Annotated in this window: 13 protein-coding genes and 1 tRNA gene; 5 read left to right on the plus strand and 9 right to left on the minus strand. The window is 43.7% G+C overall.

Annotated elements, in window-relative coordinates:
• Positions 1 to 24 precede the first annotated feature (24 nt).
• The gene (locus AC570I_RS18005) at positions 25 to 1,449 is read left to right on the plus strand and encodes an MATE family efflux transporter (protein WP_497406565.1); all 1,425 of its coding nucleotides are present in this window, start codon (positions 25 to 27) and stop codon (positions 1,447 to 1,449) included.
• A gap of 65 nt (positions 1,450 to 1,514) precedes the next feature.
• Here the strand turns inward: AC570I_RS18005 and AC570I_RS18010 are convergent, their stop codons facing one another.
• The 4 genes from AC570I_RS18010 to AC570I_RS18025 all read right to left on the minus strand — a co-directional run bounded on the left by AC570I_RS18010 (position 1,515) and on the right by AC570I_RS18025 (position 8,214).
• Positions 1,515 to 2,153, minus strand: coding sequence for a DUF6266 family protein (locus AC570I_RS18010; protein ID WP_497406566.1), 639 nt, complete (start codon positions 2,151 to 2,153; stop codon positions 1,515 to 1,517).
• Positions 2,154 to 2,418: 265 nt separating this feature from the next.
• Entirely contained in the window at positions 2,419 to 3,474 is a 1,056-nt protein-coding gene (locus tag AC570I_RS18015; protein WP_497406567.1) for a LamG domain-containing protein, read from the minus strand.
• Positions 3,475 to 3,485: 11 nt separating this feature from the next.
• Positions 3,486 to 4,943 (minus strand): RagB/SusD family nutrient uptake outer membrane protein, encoded by a 1,458-nt coding sequence (locus AC570I_RS18020; protein ID WP_497406568.1) that lies wholly within the window; start codon positions 4,941 to 4,943, stop codon positions 3,486 to 3,488.
• A 4-nt stretch (positions 4,944 to 4,947) separates the two neighbouring features.
• On the minus strand, positions 4,948 to 8,214 hold the full coding sequence (locus AC570I_RS18025; RefSeq protein ID WP_497406569.1) for a SusC/RagA family TonB-linked outer membrane protein: 3,267 nt from the start codon (positions 8,212 to 8,214) through the stop codon (positions 4,948 to 4,950).
• 151 nt (positions 8,215 to 8,365) lie between these two features.
• On the opposite strand from AC570I_RS18025, the gene uvrA reads away from it, so the two are divergent.
• The 3 genes from uvrA to AC570I_RS18040 all read left to right on the plus strand — a co-directional run bounded on the left by uvrA (position 8,366) and on the right by AC570I_RS18040 (position 12,648).
• Positions 8,366 to 10,882 (plus strand): excinuclease ABC subunit UvrA, encoded by a 2,517-nt coding sequence (uvrA, locus tag AC570I_RS18030; RefSeq protein WP_497406570.1) that lies wholly within the window; start codon positions 8,366 to 8,368, stop codon positions 10,880 to 10,882.
• A 144-nt stretch (positions 10,883 to 11,026) separates the two neighbouring features.
• Positions 11,027 to 11,365 (plus strand): hypothetical protein, encoded by a 339-nt coding sequence (locus AC570I_RS18035; RefSeq protein ID WP_497406571.1) that lies wholly within the window; start codon positions 11,027 to 11,029, stop codon positions 11,363 to 11,365.
• A 47-nt stretch (positions 11,366 to 11,412) separates the two neighbouring features.
• The gene (locus AC570I_RS18040) at positions 11,413 to 12,648 is read left to right on the plus strand and encodes a PQQ-dependent sugar dehydrogenase (RefSeq protein WP_497406572.1); all 1,236 of its coding nucleotides are present in this window, start codon (positions 11,413 to 11,415) and stop codon (positions 12,646 to 12,648) included.
• 75 nt (positions 12,649 to 12,723) lie between these two features.
• On the opposite strand, the gene AC570I_RS18045 is transcribed toward AC570I_RS18040, so the two are convergent.
• The 5 genes from AC570I_RS18045 to AC570I_RS18065 all read right to left on the minus strand — a co-directional run bounded on the left by AC570I_RS18045 (position 12,724) and on the right by AC570I_RS18065 (position 18,515).
• A tRNA-Arg gene (locus AC570I_RS18045) sits at positions 12,724 to 12,797 on the minus strand.
• 177 nt (positions 12,798 to 12,974) lie between these two features.
• The gene (uxuA, locus tag AC570I_RS18050) at positions 12,975 to 14,144 is read right to left on the minus strand and encodes a mannonate dehydratase (RefSeq protein ID WP_497406573.1); all 1,170 of its coding nucleotides are present in this window, start codon (positions 14,142 to 14,144) and stop codon (positions 12,975 to 12,977) included.
• Between the two features lie 28 nt (positions 14,145 to 14,172).
• Positions 14,173 to 14,997, minus strand: a complete 825-nt coding sequence (locus AC570I_RS18055; RefSeq protein ID WP_497406574.1) for an SDR family oxidoreductase — start codon at positions 14,995 to 14,997, stop codon at positions 14,173 to 14,175.
• 20 nt (positions 14,998 to 15,017) lie between these two features.
• On the minus strand, positions 15,018 to 16,499 hold the full coding sequence (locus AC570I_RS18060) for a glycoside hydrolase family 30 protein (protein ID WP_497406575.1): 1,482 nt from the start codon (positions 16,497 to 16,499) through the stop codon (positions 15,018 to 15,020).
• A 186-nt stretch (positions 16,500 to 16,685) separates the two neighbouring features.
• Positions 16,686 to 18,515: a glycoside hydrolase family 2 protein gene (locus AC570I_RS18065; RefSeq protein ID WP_497406576.1), complete on the minus strand. Its 1,830-nt coding sequence runs from the start codon at positions 18,513 to 18,515 to the stop codon at positions 16,686 to 16,688.
• 210 nt (positions 18,516 to 18,725) lie between these two features.
• Between AC570I_RS18065 and AC570I_RS18070 the strand changes: the two genes are divergently transcribed.
• Entirely contained in the window at positions 18,726 to 19,781 is a 1,056-nt protein-coding gene (locus AC570I_RS18070; protein ID WP_497406577.1) for a LacI family DNA-binding transcriptional regulator, read from the plus strand.
• The last annotated feature ends 23 nt before the right edge of the window (positions 19,782 to 19,804 follow it).

The raw sequence follows: 19,804 nt of genomic DNA on the forward strand, positions 1-19,804 counted from the left end.
TTATTATACTTTAATGCTAACAATATGTCACAGTCAATAAAGACACCGGCCAAATTATCTTCTTTTTTTAGTTTACTCGTACAGTCAGTTAAGGGTAATGAAGTCGATCTGACATCCATTAGCATCAAGCGTGCGATCATTTTACTCGCTATTCCAATGATGCTCGAAATGGCAATGGAATCTGTTTTCGCGCTCGTTGATTTATATTTTGTCGGGCACCTGGAAAACAGTAGTTATGCCATACAAACGGTTGGACTAACGGAATCAGTACTCACCATTATTTATTCCCTCGCCATTGGTTTAAGCATGGCAGCTACTGCTGTTGTAGCCAGAAGAATTGGGGAGAAAAATCCTGATGCAGCTGCAAAGGCAGGTATGCAAACCATTGTTATTGCCGTGGTGATCAATATCATCATCAGCATATTAGGTTTAATTTACGCTGGTGATATTTTGCGCCTGATGGGTGCCTCCAGCGAAACCGCTCAGCATGGCGCCCCTTTCGTACGCATTATGATGGGCGGAAGCATCATCATTGTATTACTGTTTCTGATCAACGGAATATTTCGCGGTGCAGGCAATGCGGCCATCGCCATGAGAAGTTTGTGGATCGCTAATATCGCCAACATCATCCTCTGCCCTGTTTTAATTAATGGTTTAGGGCCCATTCCGGCCTTTGGATTAACAGGCGCCGCAATCGCCACTACTATTGGACGTGGCCTTGGAGTCATATACCAGGCATATCAGCTATTCAATGGAAAAAATACCCTTAAAATACATGTCAGCCATTTTATTCCTGATTTTAGCCAGATCAGAGCCATTGTTAAAATTGCCGCACCTGCTATCTTTCAGTTTGTCATAGCGAGTTGCAGTTGGGTCTTTCTGGCAGAACTGGTAGCCACGACAGGTGGCGATGAAGGTTCGGCAGGATACCAGACAGCCCTGCGTTTAATGATGTTTTTTATGCTGCCCGCCTGGGGGCTGAGTAATGCAGCTGCTACGCTGGTGGGCCAGAATCTGGGTGCGGGCCATATAGAGCGTGCTGAACAATCGGTTTATCAGACACTAAAATATATTATCGTTTTCATGGCGACCGTAAGTGTGGTATTTTTGACCTGCGGGCATCTATTTGCTTCGTTTTTTACATCCGATTTGGCCGTAATTGCGATTGCAGGAAAGGCGCTAAAGATTTTGAGTATCGGTTTTGTAATCTATGGTGCAGCTATGGTATTTAGCAGTGCGTTCAATGGCGCAGGTGATACCTGGACGCCAACCCAGATTAATATATTTGCTTTCTGGTTGTTTCAGATTCCACTGGCTTATTTCTTAGCGAAGTATCTCGAATTTGGACCTACAGGTGTTTTTATTGCAATTCCCACAGCTGAGGCAGGTATAGCCCTTGCAGCCTTTATCCTGTTCAAAAAAGGCAAATGGAAGAACACCATGGTATAGATAATTAACCGCAAAGGCACCCCTGACAGCTAAATCTTTCGGGTGCCTCTGCGGTATGGAAATGACTAATATAAAATTTCTCCCATATATTTGCTGGTCGAAACAGATTCACGGTTATCGGCGATAAACGCAACCCATATGTGGAATTTTTTTCCTTTTAATGCAGTCGCAATTTCCAGTTGTTCTGAACCCGCTTTGCGCTTCGCGCCGCTGTACAATACAGCAGCTCTACGTCTCTCTAAACAATATGCCAGGATCATCACCTGATCGCGGTTTCGGATCAGTGAATCTGCAAGCAGATTTACCCACTGAACCTCAATACCCTGCTCATTAGCCTTTACAGAAATTTCCTCCGGCATTTCGAGCTTCCCGTAAGTGACGGCAATCCTGCTGTAGTCAAGCTGGTCATCGGCATTGAATGCATGCTGCATATTGTATGACTTTGCTGCGTTATGCGCAGATAGATTTCTACTCCGCGCCTCAAGATTAAAACCAGTTCGGATAAACTCCTGTACAGGAGACATAAATTCCTGCAAATCCCTGAACTTCTTTCTACATTTGTTCTGCTTAACAGAACCCTTTTTGTTTTTTGTGCTGGGCTTTGGTAATGCCCTGATCACCCATTTCCCGTTTTGCGGGTAGCCAACTACGGTTCCAACCTTTCCGCGGAAACCTCCATTAATGCCGTCATTCAATACTGCCATAATACATAAATTTAAAAATTAATAATAATATCATGGGATGATCATACTAATATAAGCAATGGTTTTCAATTAGTTAACATTTTATTCGAACTTATCTCGCTGTTTGATCGGAGTTCAGTCGGGTACAATTGTCACAAGCCCGACCAAAGTCCGACCAAAGCCCGATTTAACAGTGACGCAGGTATTAGCAGTGGCAGGAAAAATAACACAAAAAAAGCTGCCTCTGAATTGGAGACAGCTTTTAGATGACGGAACCAGATTTAAATTAGTCCGGTTTTTCGTTGTTATAGATCCGAAGTACCTCATCCGCACTGAGCGCTTTGTTGTAATACCTGATGTCGTCCATTGAACCCCGGAAATAAGCAGCACTGGAATAATAGAACGGACTGGATGTATCTGTGAAGTTGAGTATGCTTTTCGGAAGGATCTGGCCAATTGCCATATTTACCGGGCTCGTTAGTCGAAATGCTGTACCTGAAGCACTTTCTGTTCTGGTTTGAACACCATCTACATAGAAAGTAATTGCGCCATTTCCTGCTGTAACCACTGCATGGTGCCAGGCGCCAACGGTCATCTTCCCGGGGTTACTATCCCGGTCGTAAGTTGCCGAGGTGGTTTTCAATGTCATAAACAGAAAATTATCCGATTGCAGCTGAAATTTAAATCCGTTCCATTTATTTAATGAAACCATGTAATTATCTGCATTGGCTTCTTTTACATTGACCCATAAACTTATGGTGAGCTGATCGGGGTTTAACGAAGCGGTATAGGGTATTTCAATATATGCGCCATTATCAAACGCATAGGCATTCGCCTCACGTCCAAAACGATCGGCGGTAGCAACAGGAAGTCGCCCCCCGTCACTATGATTCGCCGCGTTTCCTATAATTCCTGTCATCAGCGTTCCATGATGACCATTTGCAGTAGCATCCTGAGCATTACCACTAAAAAGCCATTTGGCAATAAGGTTCGATGCTGCCACTTCTTCAATTCTCCTTGCGCTGAAAGCGGTGGCCACTCTTCTTAAATTTGCTAATGCGTTATTTACTTCCTGTTGAGTAAAGGCTCCTGCGTTTACATTAACAGCCAGATCGAGTGCAGATTTCAGCTCGGCACGGGCCTGCTTTGGGTATTGACCGATATCGTGTCCTTCAACACTACTATTGTACACCCGTGACAGCGAGTCAGCCAGTTGAGTGAGCCCTGATTTATTAGAAGCATAATCAGGTACTTCCACATCGTCTTTACAAGATGAAATGAGAAAGAGCAGCGAACATAAGGTCAAACAATACCTGGTATATCTGTGAATATTAGCGTTCATTTTCATTGTGATTAAAGTTTTCCGTTAGCATTTAGTTCTGTTTGGGGGATAGGAAAGAACCTGTTGGTGCTATAGTTGAAATTTGGTGCACCAGGTTTGAGTGCAGATTCAGCAAAGGCCTGTCCATAACGCATCACATCAAAGAATCTGTGAAATTCCAGCGCCAGCTCCGAACGTCGTTCCCTGCGGATGATATCCCTTAACTGTGATTGGTTTACTACTGTTACCGGAGCGAGTAAACCAGCGGGTACTGTTCCAGAAAAGTTTTTACGTGCCCGTTCGCGGATACGGTTCAATGGTACTAATGCTGCCGTAGACTGGCCCGACTCATTCAAGGCTTCGGCTTTGATGAGTAATATATCTGCAAATCGGATAGCCTCGTAATTCAGGTTACCATCATTTTTCGTGGTCACCGGTACTTCACTTATCGGCTGGATATGTTTTTTTGAAAGGTAACCTGTGGTAGACCACGATGCATCAAAAGGATTATCGTAATAAGGTTTGCCCGCCCTGGCCAGTGTTAAATCGAGCCTGGGATCATTGGGTTCAAAATTATCGACCAGACTTTGCGTTGGGAAAAAGGTTCCTGCACCGTTAAGTGCCCTCGGTGCAAACCAGTAATTTAATGAGTTGCCTTGTGATGGTTGTGCGCCACGACTATGCCATACCGAGAAAATCGCTTCATTATTCGTTTTTGCACCAGAATTAAAGTTATCTGCAAAATTGTCTGTAAGCGTATAGCCCAGTGCTTCTACCTGTTCGCTGAATTGAATAGCCTGAGGATATTTATTCTGAAAAAGGGAAACCTTGGCCAGCAATGCCAGTGCGGCTCCTTTAGTTGCCCTTCCCTGATCAGTAGCCGATTCCCATTTTGAAGGCAGCCCGGCAGCTGCCTCGGTAAGGTCTTTTTCAATCTGGGTGTACACCTGCGCCTGCGATGTAGCGGCAAGTGCTGCGTCTTCAAGCGTTGCTACTTTCAATCGCAAGGGAATATTGCCGTAAAAATTCGTCAGCATGAAGTAGTAGTAGCCACGCAGAAACTTTGCCTGCGCCAGAATTTGTGTTTTAACCACTTCCGATACGTTAGTATTATCGGCAGTGAGCCCACCGGTAACGACATTACAACGGTTAATGCCATCGTAATATCGTGCCCAAAGAGATTGTACAGCGGCATTTCCCGGCAGAATATTATAAAGATCAATGGCAGTATAGTCGGCCTGTTCTCCTGCATTTCCGCCAATGATGGCATCATCAGTTGCCACGTCGCCCAAAACCCACACCGGATTAGAAGCGGCGTCGGTAAATGTTAGCGGAATATAGGCGGCATTAACTGCAGTTCTTGCAGTTGCATCATTGCTAAAAAGGTCCGAGTCCGAGTAATAGCCCAGTGCCGGCTGATCCAGAAATTTCTTGCATCCGAGGGTTGAACACGTTAATGCGATAAGGGATAATATATATAGTTTTTTCATCAGATTAGAAATTAAGATTAAGACCAAGCGTATAAATTCTTGCCGAAGGGTAAGTTCCCCAGTCAATGCCTACAGCGCGTACACCATCTCCCTGGCCATTACTGCTGGTATAAATTTCAGGATCCAGACCCGTGTATTTTGTAAATGTCAATAGGTTTTGACCGCTTGCATAAACTCGCATTGATGCGATTTTTAAGGCCGATAATATTTTGGGGCTTAAGGTATAACCTATCTGTAAATTTTTTAGTCTCAAATAAGAGCCATCTTCCAGAAATCTGGTTGAAGGTCTTTTATTGTTTGTAGAAGAAGCCGAGCTCCAGGTAAGGCGCGGAAACTCATTGGTACTACCCGCTCCGTTCCAGCTTCCGGTGGCAATGCGCTCAGTGATATTAAAGGCGCGGTAAAAGCCTTCAATATCGGTAGCCACCTGATTATACAGTTTATTGCCGTAAGCGCCTTGAAAAAATACACTCAGATCAAATTGTTTGAATTTCAGATTGCCCGTAAAACCATAGGTTAATTTCGGAATCGGACTGCCTGCAAATTCTCTGTCTTTCTCATCTATAAGCCCGTCGCCATTCGAATCTTTATATTTTACGTCTCCGGGTTGAATTCCGGCGCCCTGGTAGGCATGGGTGAAAATATCCAGATCATTCTGAAAAATGCCCTCCATAGGAAGCAGGTAAAAAGCGCCTATGGGCTGTCCAACAGTTGTCAATGTGGCATAATATTCATTATCAATCCGTCCCCCTACAATTGGCGAACCAGCTAACGAAAGTACCTTGTTATTTAAAGTAGCGACATTTCCTGATACATCAAAACTCCAGTTCGCTGCAATTTTTCCACGGTATGAAACCTGTAGTTCTATCCCCTGATTACGGACTTTTCCGGCATTCACATATGGGCTGCCACCTCCGCCAGCGCTTGGTGGCAATGGATTGGCAAAAAGAATATCAGAATTATCCCGGATGAAATAGTCGGCATTCAGCTGAAGCGCATTGTCGAAAAATGCCACATCCAGACCAAAATTGCTTTGTGTGCTGGTTTCCCAGGTAATGTTGCTGTTTCCTCTCGATGTGAGAGAATTTCCGATTACAGGTGTGCCACCAAACGGATAGAAGCCTACAAAAGAATTTAGTGAGGTATAGGCATAATTACTGATTTCCTGATTTCCTGTCTGTCCGATGCTTGCCCGCAGTTTCAGCATCGATAGTGGTTTAAAATTCTTTAAAAAAGATTCCTGATCTAACCTCCAGCCAATTGATCCGGCGTAGAAGTTACCATACCGGTTTGCTGGATTTAAGCGTGAAGACCCATCGCGGCGAACAGTGAAGCTAGCGAGATACTTTTCAGCATATTGATAATCTGCTCGTCCAAACAGAGAGAATAATGCCCATCGGGATTCGTTCTCACCATTTTGCTGTATCCCGATTCCATTATCCAGGTATTGGAAGTCTGCAGATTGATTTGGAAAAATTGACCTTGAAGCAGAGAGTCCGTTGGTGCGGCTTTTGATACTTTCCGATCCGGCCAGCAAGTTAAATGTATGGTTGTCGCCCAGTTTAAAGTTGTAGGTTAGGGTATTGGTCCAGTTATAATCCAGTTGATTAGCATTTGAGCGGGCTAAACTACCAGGTGAGTTTTGTGCGCGATCTCCCCATATTTTAAAAAACTGTTTAAAGTCGGTAATAACCAGGGTACCGCCAAGTGTAGTACGGAACTTCAAACCTTCAAGAATTTTGGCTTCCAGAAAAACGTTACCAAGCATGCTATAAGCATTATTGTTTCTGTCAAAGTTATCTGCATATCCTACAGGATTTAATCCATCACCAAAAAAAGCCGGGTTGTCAGGAAGATCCACATAATCTCCGTTCGGTTTAAACACCGGAGTAGCCGGCGTGCGGAAAAGCGCATAACGCATGACGCTGGCGCCCTGGTTTCCGCTTCCGAAACCATCGCCTGAGGCTCCTACCTGCCGGGTGCGTGCATAAGAAAGGTTAAGGTTTAGGCCTGTAGAAAATATTTTCGATAGCGTACTGTTTACGGCAGTCCTCAGGTTAAACCGATCATAAGCACTGTTATTGATCAAACCATCCTGCTTGTAATAGTTAGCGGCCACCAGATAGTTACCTGTTTCATTTCCGCCATCTACAGAGAGGTTAGTATTGTTGATCAATGCGGGTTTAAGAACCTCCTTTTGCCAGTTTACGTCCGGAAGACCGGCAATCAAAGTAGCCGGTATCTGCGTTCTGCCGTCTGCCATAGCAGCGGTGTTAAATGCTGCAACGTACTGTTCGGTATTGGCCATTTTAATCAAATCGCCATGTACCTGTACACCTGTATATTGCGAAAGGTTGAAATGTGATTTTCCTGATTTTCCCTTTTTAGTAGTGACCACTACTACGCCATTAGATGCCCGGGCACCGTAGATTGAGGCCGAAGAAGCATCCTTTAGGATACTGATACTTTCGATATCCGTTGGTGAAATCTGGTTAATGCCTGATGTGCTTGGCACGCCATCGATCACGTACAGCGGATTGTTATTGTTGATTGTTCCGATACCTCTGATACGCACAGCAATACCTTCACCAGGTGCGCCAGTGCCTTGTGTCACCGAAACTCCGGCCGCTTTTCCCTGAAGTACCTGATCAACACCTCCAACCGGCATATTGTCGATATCCGACGATCTGATTTGCGATACTGCTCCCGTAAGGTCTTTCTTTTGCTGGGTAGAATAACCCGTAATCACTACATCGTCTAACTTCTGGCTGGATGGAACAAGGGTTATTGAAAGCTCACGCTGGCTTCCGGGTGTAACTGTTTTAGTGATATATCCGATAAACAATACCTGAATGCTGCTGTTTTTAGCTGGCAGATTGATGGTAAACTTTCCATTTTCATCAGTAGTTGTTTTAACAGGTTTTCCTACAACCTGTACAACAGCGCCTGGAACAGGAAGATTTTTTTCATCGCGTACAGTACCTTTCACTACGATAGCCGTCGTATCTGATGATTTGGATGAGGAAGTGTTGGTTAGGTTGTTACCTGTACTGGCCGGAGCGGCTGATCTTACAGAGAGAGGATTGGGAGGCGTTTTTACTGGAGTTTTTGGTATGGATTGCGTCTTCGGGACCGTATCTGGTGGATTTACTGGTCGGGAAGTACTGTCCATTCGGCGCCGGACTGTATCTGTTTTGATTTGAGCCTGCGCACCTGCGGCTAGAGAAAACAAGGCCAGAAAGAAAATTTGCCTTTGTATAGGTAGCTTCATAGAATAAATAAAGTGTTAATGATTCTTGATAGTAGCTACTATACAAACAAAGCTCATATAATGTTTGACCATAATTATATTTTCAAAGAAGAAATTATCTCTGCTGTTTTTAAAACAATATAACGGTTTGGATCTTTGTAATATTGAATACATGATGGCAGATAAAAATAATAACAATATGATCAGGATCCGCGGCGCACGGGAGCACAACCTGAAAGATGTTTCGCTTGATATACCACGCGACAAACTGGTAGTATTTACCGGTGTATCCGGATCAGGTAAGTCATCACTGGCCTTTGGGACCTTGTATGCAGAAGCACAACGACGGTATCTGGAATCAGTCTCTCCTTATGCACGCCGCCTCTTCAATCAAATGAATGTACCCGAGGTGGATTCGATAGATGGACTCCCGCCCGCAGTGGCCCTCCAGCAACAGCGCGGAGGCGCCAGCACCAGGTCTTCTGTTGGCAGTGTTACCACCCTTTCAAACCTGCTCCGCATGTTATACTCCAGGGCAGGAGATTATCCTGAAGATCAGGAAATCATTTATGCAGAGGGTTTTTCGCCCAACACACCAGAGGGCGCATGTCCCGAATGCCATGGACTTGGAAGCGTATTTGAAGTGACAGAGAAAACAATGGTACCTGATGCTTCCCTTAGTATCAGGGCACATGCAATTGCCTCTTGGCCAAAAGCCTGGCAGGGACAGAACCAACGCGACATATTGGTTTCAATGGGCTACAATGTGGATATTCCGTGGAAAGACTTGCCACAAAAAGACCGCGACTGGATCCTCTTTACAGAAGAAACGCCAACGGTACCGGTATATCCGGGTTATACGCCGGAGGAGACAGCAAAGGCAATCAGGGAGAAAAGGACACCAGATTATATGGGTACTTTTATAGGTGCAAAACCGTACGTGCTCAAAACCTTTTCGTCAAGTCAGTCTGAACTGATGAAAAAAAGGGTCAGTGAATTCATGATCAGCACACCCTGTCCGGTATGCGAAGGCAAACGCCTGCAGCGCGCCGCGCTATCGGTTAAGTTTGATAAAAAAGATATCGCAGAAATGTCACGTCTCTCCCTTTCGTCACTATCTGCTATTGTTAGAAAACATGCCCGCAATTATGGAAAAAGCGAAAAACAAGTGGTTAAGCAAAGAATTTGCGCCGACATCCTTTCGCGCATCAGCGTGATGCTGGAGCTGGGACTTGGCTATCTCACATTAGAAAGGACCACTCCTACCCTTTCACCTGGAGAACTTCAACGGCTCCGCCTGGCCACACAGGTTCATTCAAATCTTTTTGGTGTCGTTTATGTACTTGACGAACCTTCCGCAGGATTACATCCGGCAGATACCCGGGCGCTGCTTAACATCCTGGACAAACTAAAGGCAGCAGGGAACAGCATTTTCGTCGTAGAACATGAAATTGAAGTCATCCGCCATGCAGACTGGATTGTTGATGTGGGGCCTTCTGCAGGTGCACACGGAGGCCAGATTTTATATAATGGTTTGCCGGGCGGCCTAAAGAATATCGCAGACTCACTCACCTCCAAATATCTCTTCTGTGCAGCTGGAAAGAATCGTTCAGCTAACCGCCAGACAACAGGAAAGCTGAGCATTGGCGGAGCCACCAGGCATAACCTCAAAAATATCAGCGTTGAGTTTCCACTCGGCTTATTGACTTGCGTAACCGGTATTTCAGGGTCGGGCAAAAGCAGTCTGGTGAGCCATATTCTGGTAGAACTCGTTGCCAAAGGACTGGGACAAGATGTTGAAATACTGTCTGTCAACCCGGCCGATGGTTATCACGCAGAAGTTAGTGCTCCTGTTCAAGGCAAAATCATATCGGGATTGAATAGCATTTCCCGTTTGGTTGTTGTAGACCAAAAGCCTATAGGGCGTACCCCCCGTTCAAACCTGGCCACATATACAGGTCTTTTTGACCATGTGCGAAAACGCTTCGCTGAAACACCGCTGGCCAGAAAGCGAAAATACGATGCAGGTCGTTTTTCTTTCAATGTAGCTAAAGGCCGTTGTCCCAGATGTCAGGGAGAAGGCTTCGTAATGGTTGAATTGCTATTTTTGCCAAGTGTTTATACACCTTGTCCGGTATGTGACGGAACACGTTATAACAACGCTACGCTCGACGTGACTTTTAAAGACAAAACCATCGCCCAGATTCTGGAACTAACTGTAGACCAGGCGCGAAACCTTTTTGATGAAGATCCACAGATTTACCGTTCACTCGATATTCTTCGGGAAGTTGGATTGGGATACCTGCGCCTGGGACAATCTGCCACTGAACTTTCCGGTGGAGAGGCACAGCGAATCAAGCTCGCTACCGAATTGCAAAAAATGCAGAAAGGGTCTTCGCTATACGTACTTGATGAGCCAACAACCGGCCTCCACCCTGCTGATGTTGAAAGATTGATGATACAACTCAATAAATTAGCGGATGCCGGAAATACAGTAATTATTGTAGAGCATGATATGCAGGTAATTGCCCAGAGTGATTGGGTAATTGATATCGGGCCTGGCGCCGGAGATGAAGGAGGTAAAATTGTATATGCAGGAACAACCGAAGGACTTAGCCGTTGTACAGAAAGTAAAACAGCTCCTTTTCTGGCGCATTACATTGCAGAGGTTACAGCAGATCGAAGTTAGTCTTGGTAGCAAGTTTCATTATTATCTGCTTATTGTTTTTCCATGATGGATTATTTTGTAAAACCACCAAACACGGCGATCAGTGCCATTGAAAGAAGAATTCTTTTATTGGAAACTATTTTGATGGCTGCCGGTTAATTAAATATGGAAAATGAAATACTAGCAATTCAGTACTTAAAAAATAAAGAAAAAGCACTTGCAGAACGTGCAGAGATAGACCTGGAACTGAAGCCAGCGTTAGCAGAGGCAGATCAGGATAAAAGTGCAGCGGGTAAACAAGCAACTGAAGCGCTGAAAGCCACGATTGATCTTAAAGAGTCAGCTTTTCAGCAAACCGTTGAAGGAATGACACCAATTTTTAGTGAATTCTTTCCTGTTTTACAAACCCTTGGTGCAACAAAAGATAACCCCTACCATATTTTCTATCACGAAAAAGATTACGGTTTTTATATCGATGATAACAAGAATATTCATTACAAGTAGCAACTTTAATTGAACTTAGATTAATCAGAAACCTAAAAATCACTACCATGAAAAACAAGCTTAACCTGATTACCATCGCCAGTTTCGTTCTGCTGGCAGCCGCATGCTCCAAAGGAAGCATTGGTGAAACAGACCCTCAAATTGACCCCGTTATTGGTCCTGGCGTTGAAACCAATGCACCCAATACCAGCTACGCTCCCGCTTTTGCAGGGCAAACGAGAATGACAGCGGTACGTACCAACACAGCGATACAAGGTATCGCAATATCAACATCGCTTATTGCTCCCTGGGGTATTACAACTCTACCTGACGGGAGATTTTTAATTACTCAAAAAGCTGGCACCATGCGCATCGCCACCACAACCGGAACGTTGAGTGCACCGATAACCGGTCTTCCCGCTGTAAATGCAAACGGACAGGGCGGACTGCTCGGCCTCTGTATCGATCCGCAGTTTTCAAGCAATCGAATGGTTTATTGGGTATTTTCAGAAAATGTGGCGGGTGGTACACAAACTTCAGTAGCGAAGGGTCGGTTGGCACAAAATGAACTGACCATTGAGAATGCTACAATAATTTACCGTGCAGGACCGGCGTATAACGGCACATTGCATTATGGTGGCAGAATTCTTTTCGACAAAACCGGCAACCTCATCGTGAGTGCGGGTGAACGATCAGACCTGGCCACAAGACCACTGGCACAATCAGTAACTGCAGGCCTGGGCAAGGTGATACGAATCAATACCAACGGTCAGGCTGCCGCTGGGAACCCAACTTTCACCACTTCAGGTGCACTACCAGAACTCTATAGTATGGGACACCGGAATCCTCAGGGATTAGCGCTGCATCCTGTTACCGGAGATATCTGGCAAAGCGAACATGGGCCACGTGGTGGCGATGAACTCAACAGACTACAGGGCGGCAAAAACTACGGCTGGCCAACTATTACGTACGGTATCGAATATAGCGGCGCGGCAATAGGATCAGCTATCCAGCAGCAGAATGGACTGGAACAACCCGTTTATTACTGGGATCCGGTAATTTCCCCAAGTGGTATGACTTTTTATAGTGGCAACCGTATACCTGAATGGCAAAACAATCTGTTTATGTGTTCGCTGAGCGCAACGCATATTGCCCGGCTGGTGATCACTAATAATAAGGTAGTGGGTGAAGAAAGGCTCTTGGCCAGTGAAGGACAGCGTTTCCGCGACATTACGCAAGGTATAGATAATGCACTTTATGCCGTCACTGATGGAGGAAGGTTATATCGTATTGATAAACAGTAAACCTGCTTACAACCCTACAGAAAACATAATCTCAAAAAAAAATCCTCTTTAAAATTAATTAAAGAGGATTTTTTGTACCCCGGAAGGGATTCGAACCCCTGACCCACGGTTTAGAAAACCGTTGCTCTATCCAACTGAGCTACCGAGGCTCATTTTTTTAATGAGCTGCAAATATAGAAGTTCTATTTAATAAGAGAAAATATATTTCAAAAATATCGCCCATTTTGCGCTAGAGGGGAATAAGTAATTCAATACTAATGAATTAATTTTTAACTATTATTATCTAAATGATGAAATCATACTTCTGCAACTCAAAAACAATGATTTTAGTAATTTCCGGTTACCCCTATTTCCAACCCTCTTAGCTCCGCCAGGCCTCTTAAACGGCCAATTGCCGAATAACCCGGATTGGTTTGTTTGGCCAGGTCATCCAACATTTGATGCCCGTGATCTGGTCGGAATGGAATAGGCTGTGCACGTAGCGCATTCTCTTCCGAAACGGCTTTCATAATTTCATACATGTTAACGTCGCCACCAAGGTGATCGGCTTCATAAAAACTGCCATCTTCATCCTTGGTCACGTTACGCAGGTGAAGAAAATACACCCGCTCCTTTACCGCCTGAAAAATTTCAAGGGCATCGTTTTTCATGCCTGCACCTAGTGAACCTGTGCAGAAACATACACCGTTAAAAGGCTGGTCTACACCAGATATAATGTCTTTGAAATCCTGAAGGGTACTCGCAATTCGGGGTAAGCCTAAAATAGGATAAGGTGGATCATCAGGGTGGATAGTCATCCTGATCCCTTCTTCGGTACATACATCGGCTATGGAAGAAAGGAAAAAATTTAAGTTTTCTTTCAATCCGGCGGTACCTATTGCAGCGTATTCATTAATGCTGGCCCTTAAAGTTTCCAGTTCAATCTCTTTTTCATTCGGAATGCCCATCAGTACGTTTACCCGCAAATTATTTAGTGCATTTTCATCCAGTGTAGCATATTTATCTTGTGCCCGTTGCAAAATAGAAGGCGAATAATCTGAAGCTGCCTGGTCGCGTTTTAAAATGTAAAGGTCAAAAATCGCCAGGTCGATCCAATTGAAATATAAAGCTTTAGAGCCATCAGTCATCTCCAGATCGAGTTGCGTACGTGTCCAGTCCAGCACAGGCATAAAATTGTAGCAAACGGTTTTAATCCCGCATGCAGACAAGTTTCTTAACGAAGTCCTGTAGTTTTCCAGGTAGTGCTCCGCATCGGCCCTGCGTGTTTTAATGGCTTCATGAACCGGAACACTTTCCACTACCGACCAGGTGAGGCCTGCGGCTTCAATAATAGCTTTCCGTTTCTGGATATCTTCCAGTGGCCAGATTTCGCCATGGGGAATATGGTGTAGTGCAGATACGATCCCGGTTGCACCGGCCTGTTTAACATCCTGTAAACTAACCGGATCATTCGGACCATACCAACGCCAGGTTTGCTCTAGTTTTTTATACTTCATAAAATTTGTGATATATTTAAATTTGGTTTTATACACCTGAAAACGCACAAAATCCACCGTCTACTGTAATGCTTTCGCCACTTACAAATTTCGAGGCATCACTTAAAAGGTACACCAAAGCCCCTATTAATTCATCGGGAGAACCGAATCGTTTAAAGGGCGTTTTGGTAATAATGGCCTGGCCCCTGCTTGTCAATGATTCATCAGGGTTGGTGAGCAACGCCCTGTTTTGATTAGTAATAAAAAAACCAGGAACAATGGCATTCATCCTGACCTTATCACCATACCTGTTGGCCAGCTCCACCGCCATCCATTTGGTATAACTGTCAATTGCTGTTTTAGCAAGCGAATAACCCAGTACACGGGTTACCGCTTGTGAAGCTGAAACCGATGAGATGTTTACAATACTACCGCCATGTTTGGCAATTTCCTTCCCGAAAATCTGTGTAGGCACTATCGTTCCAAACAAATTCAAGTCGAAAGCCTGTTTCAAAGCATTAATATTTAAATTGAAAACATCGCTGCCAGGTTGAACAACTGCTTCAGGAATATTTCCACCTGCACCATTCACCAGCGCATCGATGCGGCCATAGGCTTTCATGATTTCAGTATGCGCATCGTTCAGGTTCTCCTCATTAAGTACATCTGCAATTATGTAAATGGCTTTTCCGCCTGCTTCAGTTACATCTTTTACACGCTGCCTGGCTGCATCTTCGTTTCTGCCAATGACTACAATTGTGGCTTCAGCTGCACACAACCCATTAATAAAAGCCTCTCCCAGAACTCCGGTTGCGCCTGTAACCACTACAACTTTATTTTTTAAAGAAAAAAGACTTTCGACTTGATTTACCATTTTTTATAGTTTTTATCTGGTTAGTTTACCACTAATGTGGCAATGGAGTGAGGTAAGCTCGTCGCTTCGGCTGCCTCACCTTTAATCCATAAATTGTATTTTAATTTTTCGTCTGATTGGTTCATCACCACAACTACAAGTTTACCATCGGTATTTAAGAAAGCTGTGGAAATCAGTTTATCACGACTTGATGCTGTACCTACTCTTTTAGCTCCCGGACGGATAAACTTTGAGAAGTGTCCGATATAATAGTAGGCATTTGTATAAATGATTTTATCTTTTTTGGTATCGGCATGCACTGGTGCAAAACAAAAGTTCCCTACATGATTCGGACCGCCTTTTTCGTCCAGAAGGATATTCCAGTCGGTCCATGCGCCTGTACCGGCGTTAAAATCGTTGATCATAGAATAGCCATAACGCTCGCCCAAAGTCCAGTCATCCAGTTTTTTTACATCATACTGTTCTTTACATCCTTCAGTAAAAATCAGGGCTTTATCCGGATAAGCCTCATGTGTTTGTTTTACATTTCCAAACTGCATGCCACTACCAGTCCAGGTCTCATACCAGTGATACCCAATACCCCAAACATATTTCGCCGCTTCTTTGTCATTTAAGATGGTACTTGCACGCTGGAAAATCTGATCCCGGTTATGGTCCCATGCGATAAGTTTCTTGCCAGCAAGTCCGGATTTTTGTAGAGTTGGGCCCAGGAAGTTTTTAATAAAGTCCCGTTCTTCTTCGGCTGTGTACACGCACGATTCCCAGATTTGTTTGGCCATAGGCTCGTTTTGAACAGATAAACCCCAAACCGGAATGCCCATAGCCTCGTAGGTTTTAATGAATTTAACATAATGGTTGGCCCATGCCTGGCGGTATGCAGGCAATAAGTGCCCCCCTCCGAGTACGCTATTATTGTCTTTCATCCATGCAGGTGGCGACCATGGACTTACATATAAAGTTAATTTACCGCCGGCGGCAGCTGTAGCTTGTTTAATCAATGGAATTTTAAACTTTTCATCATGTGCCACACTGAAAGTTTTCAGTTCCTTATCGTTATCCTGAATATAAGCATAAGTTCCGCTGGAAAAGTCGCAACTCGCGATATTAGTTCTGGCCAGGCTGTAACCAATTCCTTTATCAGTACTGTAATAGGCAGTCAGTAATTCCTGCTGATTTGCTTTGGACAGTTTAGCAAATGTTTCAGCAGAAGCATCGGTGAGTGCGCCACCAATACCTACGAAAGTTTGATATTTGATCGTTGGATCAACAAAGATACAAGGCTCGGTTTCAAACGGTTGTTTATGCTCCGTAAAGTTAAGTGTTTCTGTTTTACTCATCCGGTAATCAGACTTGTCTGCAGTTACATAAACGGTTACTTTTTTGTTTACTGTTGAATAGCTTCCGGTGCTTTTCACAGCTGGTTTTGTTACTTTCCTGGTTTGGGCACCAGCCGTAAAGGCGGTGGCCAGCATTAACAGGATGCTCAGTTTCTCTTTCATCATGATCGTATACTTATGTTAAATGCCAGTGAAGACATCGATATATTTGTAACGCCGAATTTCCGAATAAAAATGTCATTACTTACATCATTTAACATCATTCTAAGGTATATTTTTTCTGTAGCACCCTGATTTGGGTTTAACCGTTTATTTATTAGGCGAATAACACCATCTGTTGATTTAATTTCCCTATTTATATTTCGTCTGCATCTGCCCGTAAAAATCTTTTAGTATGTAATAGGCCTTCTTTTTCTTACCGGTTTCACTAATTAGTCCTTTGCGGTTCCAGAAATTCTGGTAAATGGGATGCTGCCGTCTTGGAGACCTGAAATCGGTTAAAATCCAGGGCGTCATGCCGCGTAATGCACCTATTTTAGATAAGAGTGTAATCTGGTTCCTGTACAATGCTTCCTGATATTCTTCGCTCCAACGGGTATTTTCATCCGCGTGAAAGCCGCCAAGGGCATCGCCACCGAACTCTGTAACCACCACTGGTTTGTTATATTTGATATTGAACGTGTATTTGGTAATTTCTGATGGATTACCCCCCCAATACCAGCCCGCATATTCATTAAAACTAACCAGGTCGATTTTTTCGCCCAGCGGATCGTTCAGTACCATTGCATTTCCATCGCGGTGTACTTCCAAAGCAGCTGCAACCAAGCGGGTATCGTCAAGCGTGCGGGCAGTTTCTACCAGATTCGTCATGAAACTTAACCGAGCATCACTCAGTGGTGTTTCGTTACCTACCGACCACACTATTACACTGGCTCGGTTTTTATCACGCACGATTAAATCAGTAAGCTGCTGTTTGGCGTTGGCATAAGTTGCGGGGTTAGTCCAGCTGATGGTCCAGTACACCGGTACTTCTGCCCAAACCAGCAGGCCCATTTCATCAGCTAAACGAATCATTTCCTCATTATGCGGGTAATGCGCCAGGCGGACATAGTTACAGTTCATGTCTTTTGCCCATTGCAACATCATGCGCATATCACCTTCCCCACGCAAACGGCCGGCTACAAGTGGGTTTTCATCATGAATTGAAATGCCACGAAGAAAAAGTGATTTGCCGTTCAGAAGAATGCTGTCGCCATCTACTTGTATGGTTCTAAAGCCAATCTTATCATCAATGTTTTCTTTATCAGTTTTGATATTAACCGCATAAAGCTTTGGCGTTTCGGGCGACCATAAACTTAAATTGTTCCAGGTGAAATCATCGGCTATCTTACCTTCAGCATCTGTTTTGTATTTTTTTTCGAGCTTTAATTCCGGGATAGATAGTGTAATTTCCTGATTTGGAGCGGCATCGTTCAGTTTAAGTGTGAAACTCAATAAGTTATTATTTCCTTTAACGAGTTGTAATTTATAATCACTAATAAAGTGCTCCGGAAATTCCGCAAGGAAAACGTCGCGGGTGATGCCGCCATAGTTCCACCAGTCGGTATTTACGGTCGGAATTTCATCGGTCTTCCGGGTATTGTCAACTTTAACAACAATAGAGTTCTCGCCCACTTTCAATGTGCTGGTTACGTCGAACTGGAATGGAGTAAAACCGCCCTTGTGTATTCCTACCTTCTTCCCGTTTACGTATACATGTGCTTCGTAGTTCACTGCTGCGAAATAGATAAAGTATTTTTTGCCTTTTTCAGGCCTGGCGTCAAATTTCCTTCTGAACCAAATATTACCTTCATAAAGTTCCAGTTTTTCCAGTTGTGAGTTCCAGTCTCCCGGGACGTTCATTTGAGGTGAACGATCGAAATCGTATTCAATGAGTTCTGATTTATCTTTTTGAACACGGTCATCGAAGAAGCCGCCTGTGCCACTTTTGGATTTATCAAATGGTTCATGTCTGTAGTCATAATAGCCATTTTCGTAAGGATCGATGATATAGTTCCATTTTCCGTTCAGACTTTGGACCTTCCGGGCCTGAATATTTTGTATAGATGTAACCTGAGCGTAACTAACTGAAGAAAAAAGCGATAAGCAGATTGAAAGTAGTCTATAGGTTAATTTTAGCATAACTTATTTTTAATTTGTTAATTAATTGATTGTTCCAAAACTAACAATTAAATAACTGACGATGTTTCCATCAGGGGCAAAATTTGGTTTTAGATGAGTTTTTCCGCCAAAGGCATAGCGAATTTATAAAAGGGAATTCGATAACAACGGTATAAAATGCACCCCGGCATGCACAGCAGATGGAAACAACGTTTCAAACGTTTGAAATAATTGCGTTTTTTTCTTAACTATGCATGGAGATTGGAAATGATGATGCAAAATACGCCTGTTACGCTTAAATTTCTTGCCGGGAAGTTAAAGATGTCGGTATCTACAGTTTCGAAGGCGCTTAACAACTACCCTACAATTAACGAGTACACCAAGAAGCGTGTACAGGAAATGGCCAGGGAACTGAACTTTACTCCTAATAAATCAGCCATCAATTTGAAGGAAAAACGTTCAAGGATTATCGGGATCATTCTGCCAAATTTATCGGATCATTTTTTTACCCGGAGTATTGATGGCGTGGAGCAATTTGCCACAGCGAACGGATATAATGTGATTATCAGTCAGTCTCACGATGATTTGCAAAAGGAAATTCTATCGGCAGATATGCTCTTAAGAAGCCGGGTAGATGGATTGATAGTGGCTATATCCAAACATACACAGGAATTTGATCATCTTGATCAGTTTGAAAAAATGGGTGTGCCGGTAGTATACTATACCCGTAATCCAAGCTTCAATTTAAATTGCCATAAAGTACTCGGAAATACTTTCCAAGGGTGCTATCAGGCTACGCAGTTCCTGATTGAACGGGGGCACCGAAAAATAGCCTACCTCGGCGGGCCTAAGATGATTAATTTTACGCACGACCGTTTTAATGGCTATATCAATGCACTAAAGGATAATCAGATTCCCTTTTCCGCTGACCTGGTTGCTTATACTGATTTTGATCAGGAGAATACCATTACTGCGATAAAACACCTCTTTTCTGGCGAAGATAATATACCGACAGCTTTGGTTGCTTTCAAAGAGCCAATCCTGTTCGATGCAATCAAATACCTGAAATCAATAGACTACCCCGGATTTGCTAAAATAGAATGTGTTGGGTTTGGAAACAATGCATTTATTACCTATCTGGATAATCCGCCGGTGGCCTCCATAGAAGAAAATCCTGAATCGGTAGGTGAAAATGCTATAAAACTGCTCTTACAACTCATGAATAAAGAAATCGACTTGCAGGATTACAGGAAAATAATGGTTGACTGCAGGCTCGTATTGCATTAAAACGTATGGGGTTCGGCTGTACA

The organism is Pedobacter sp. A2324 (genome assembly GCF_059693705.1).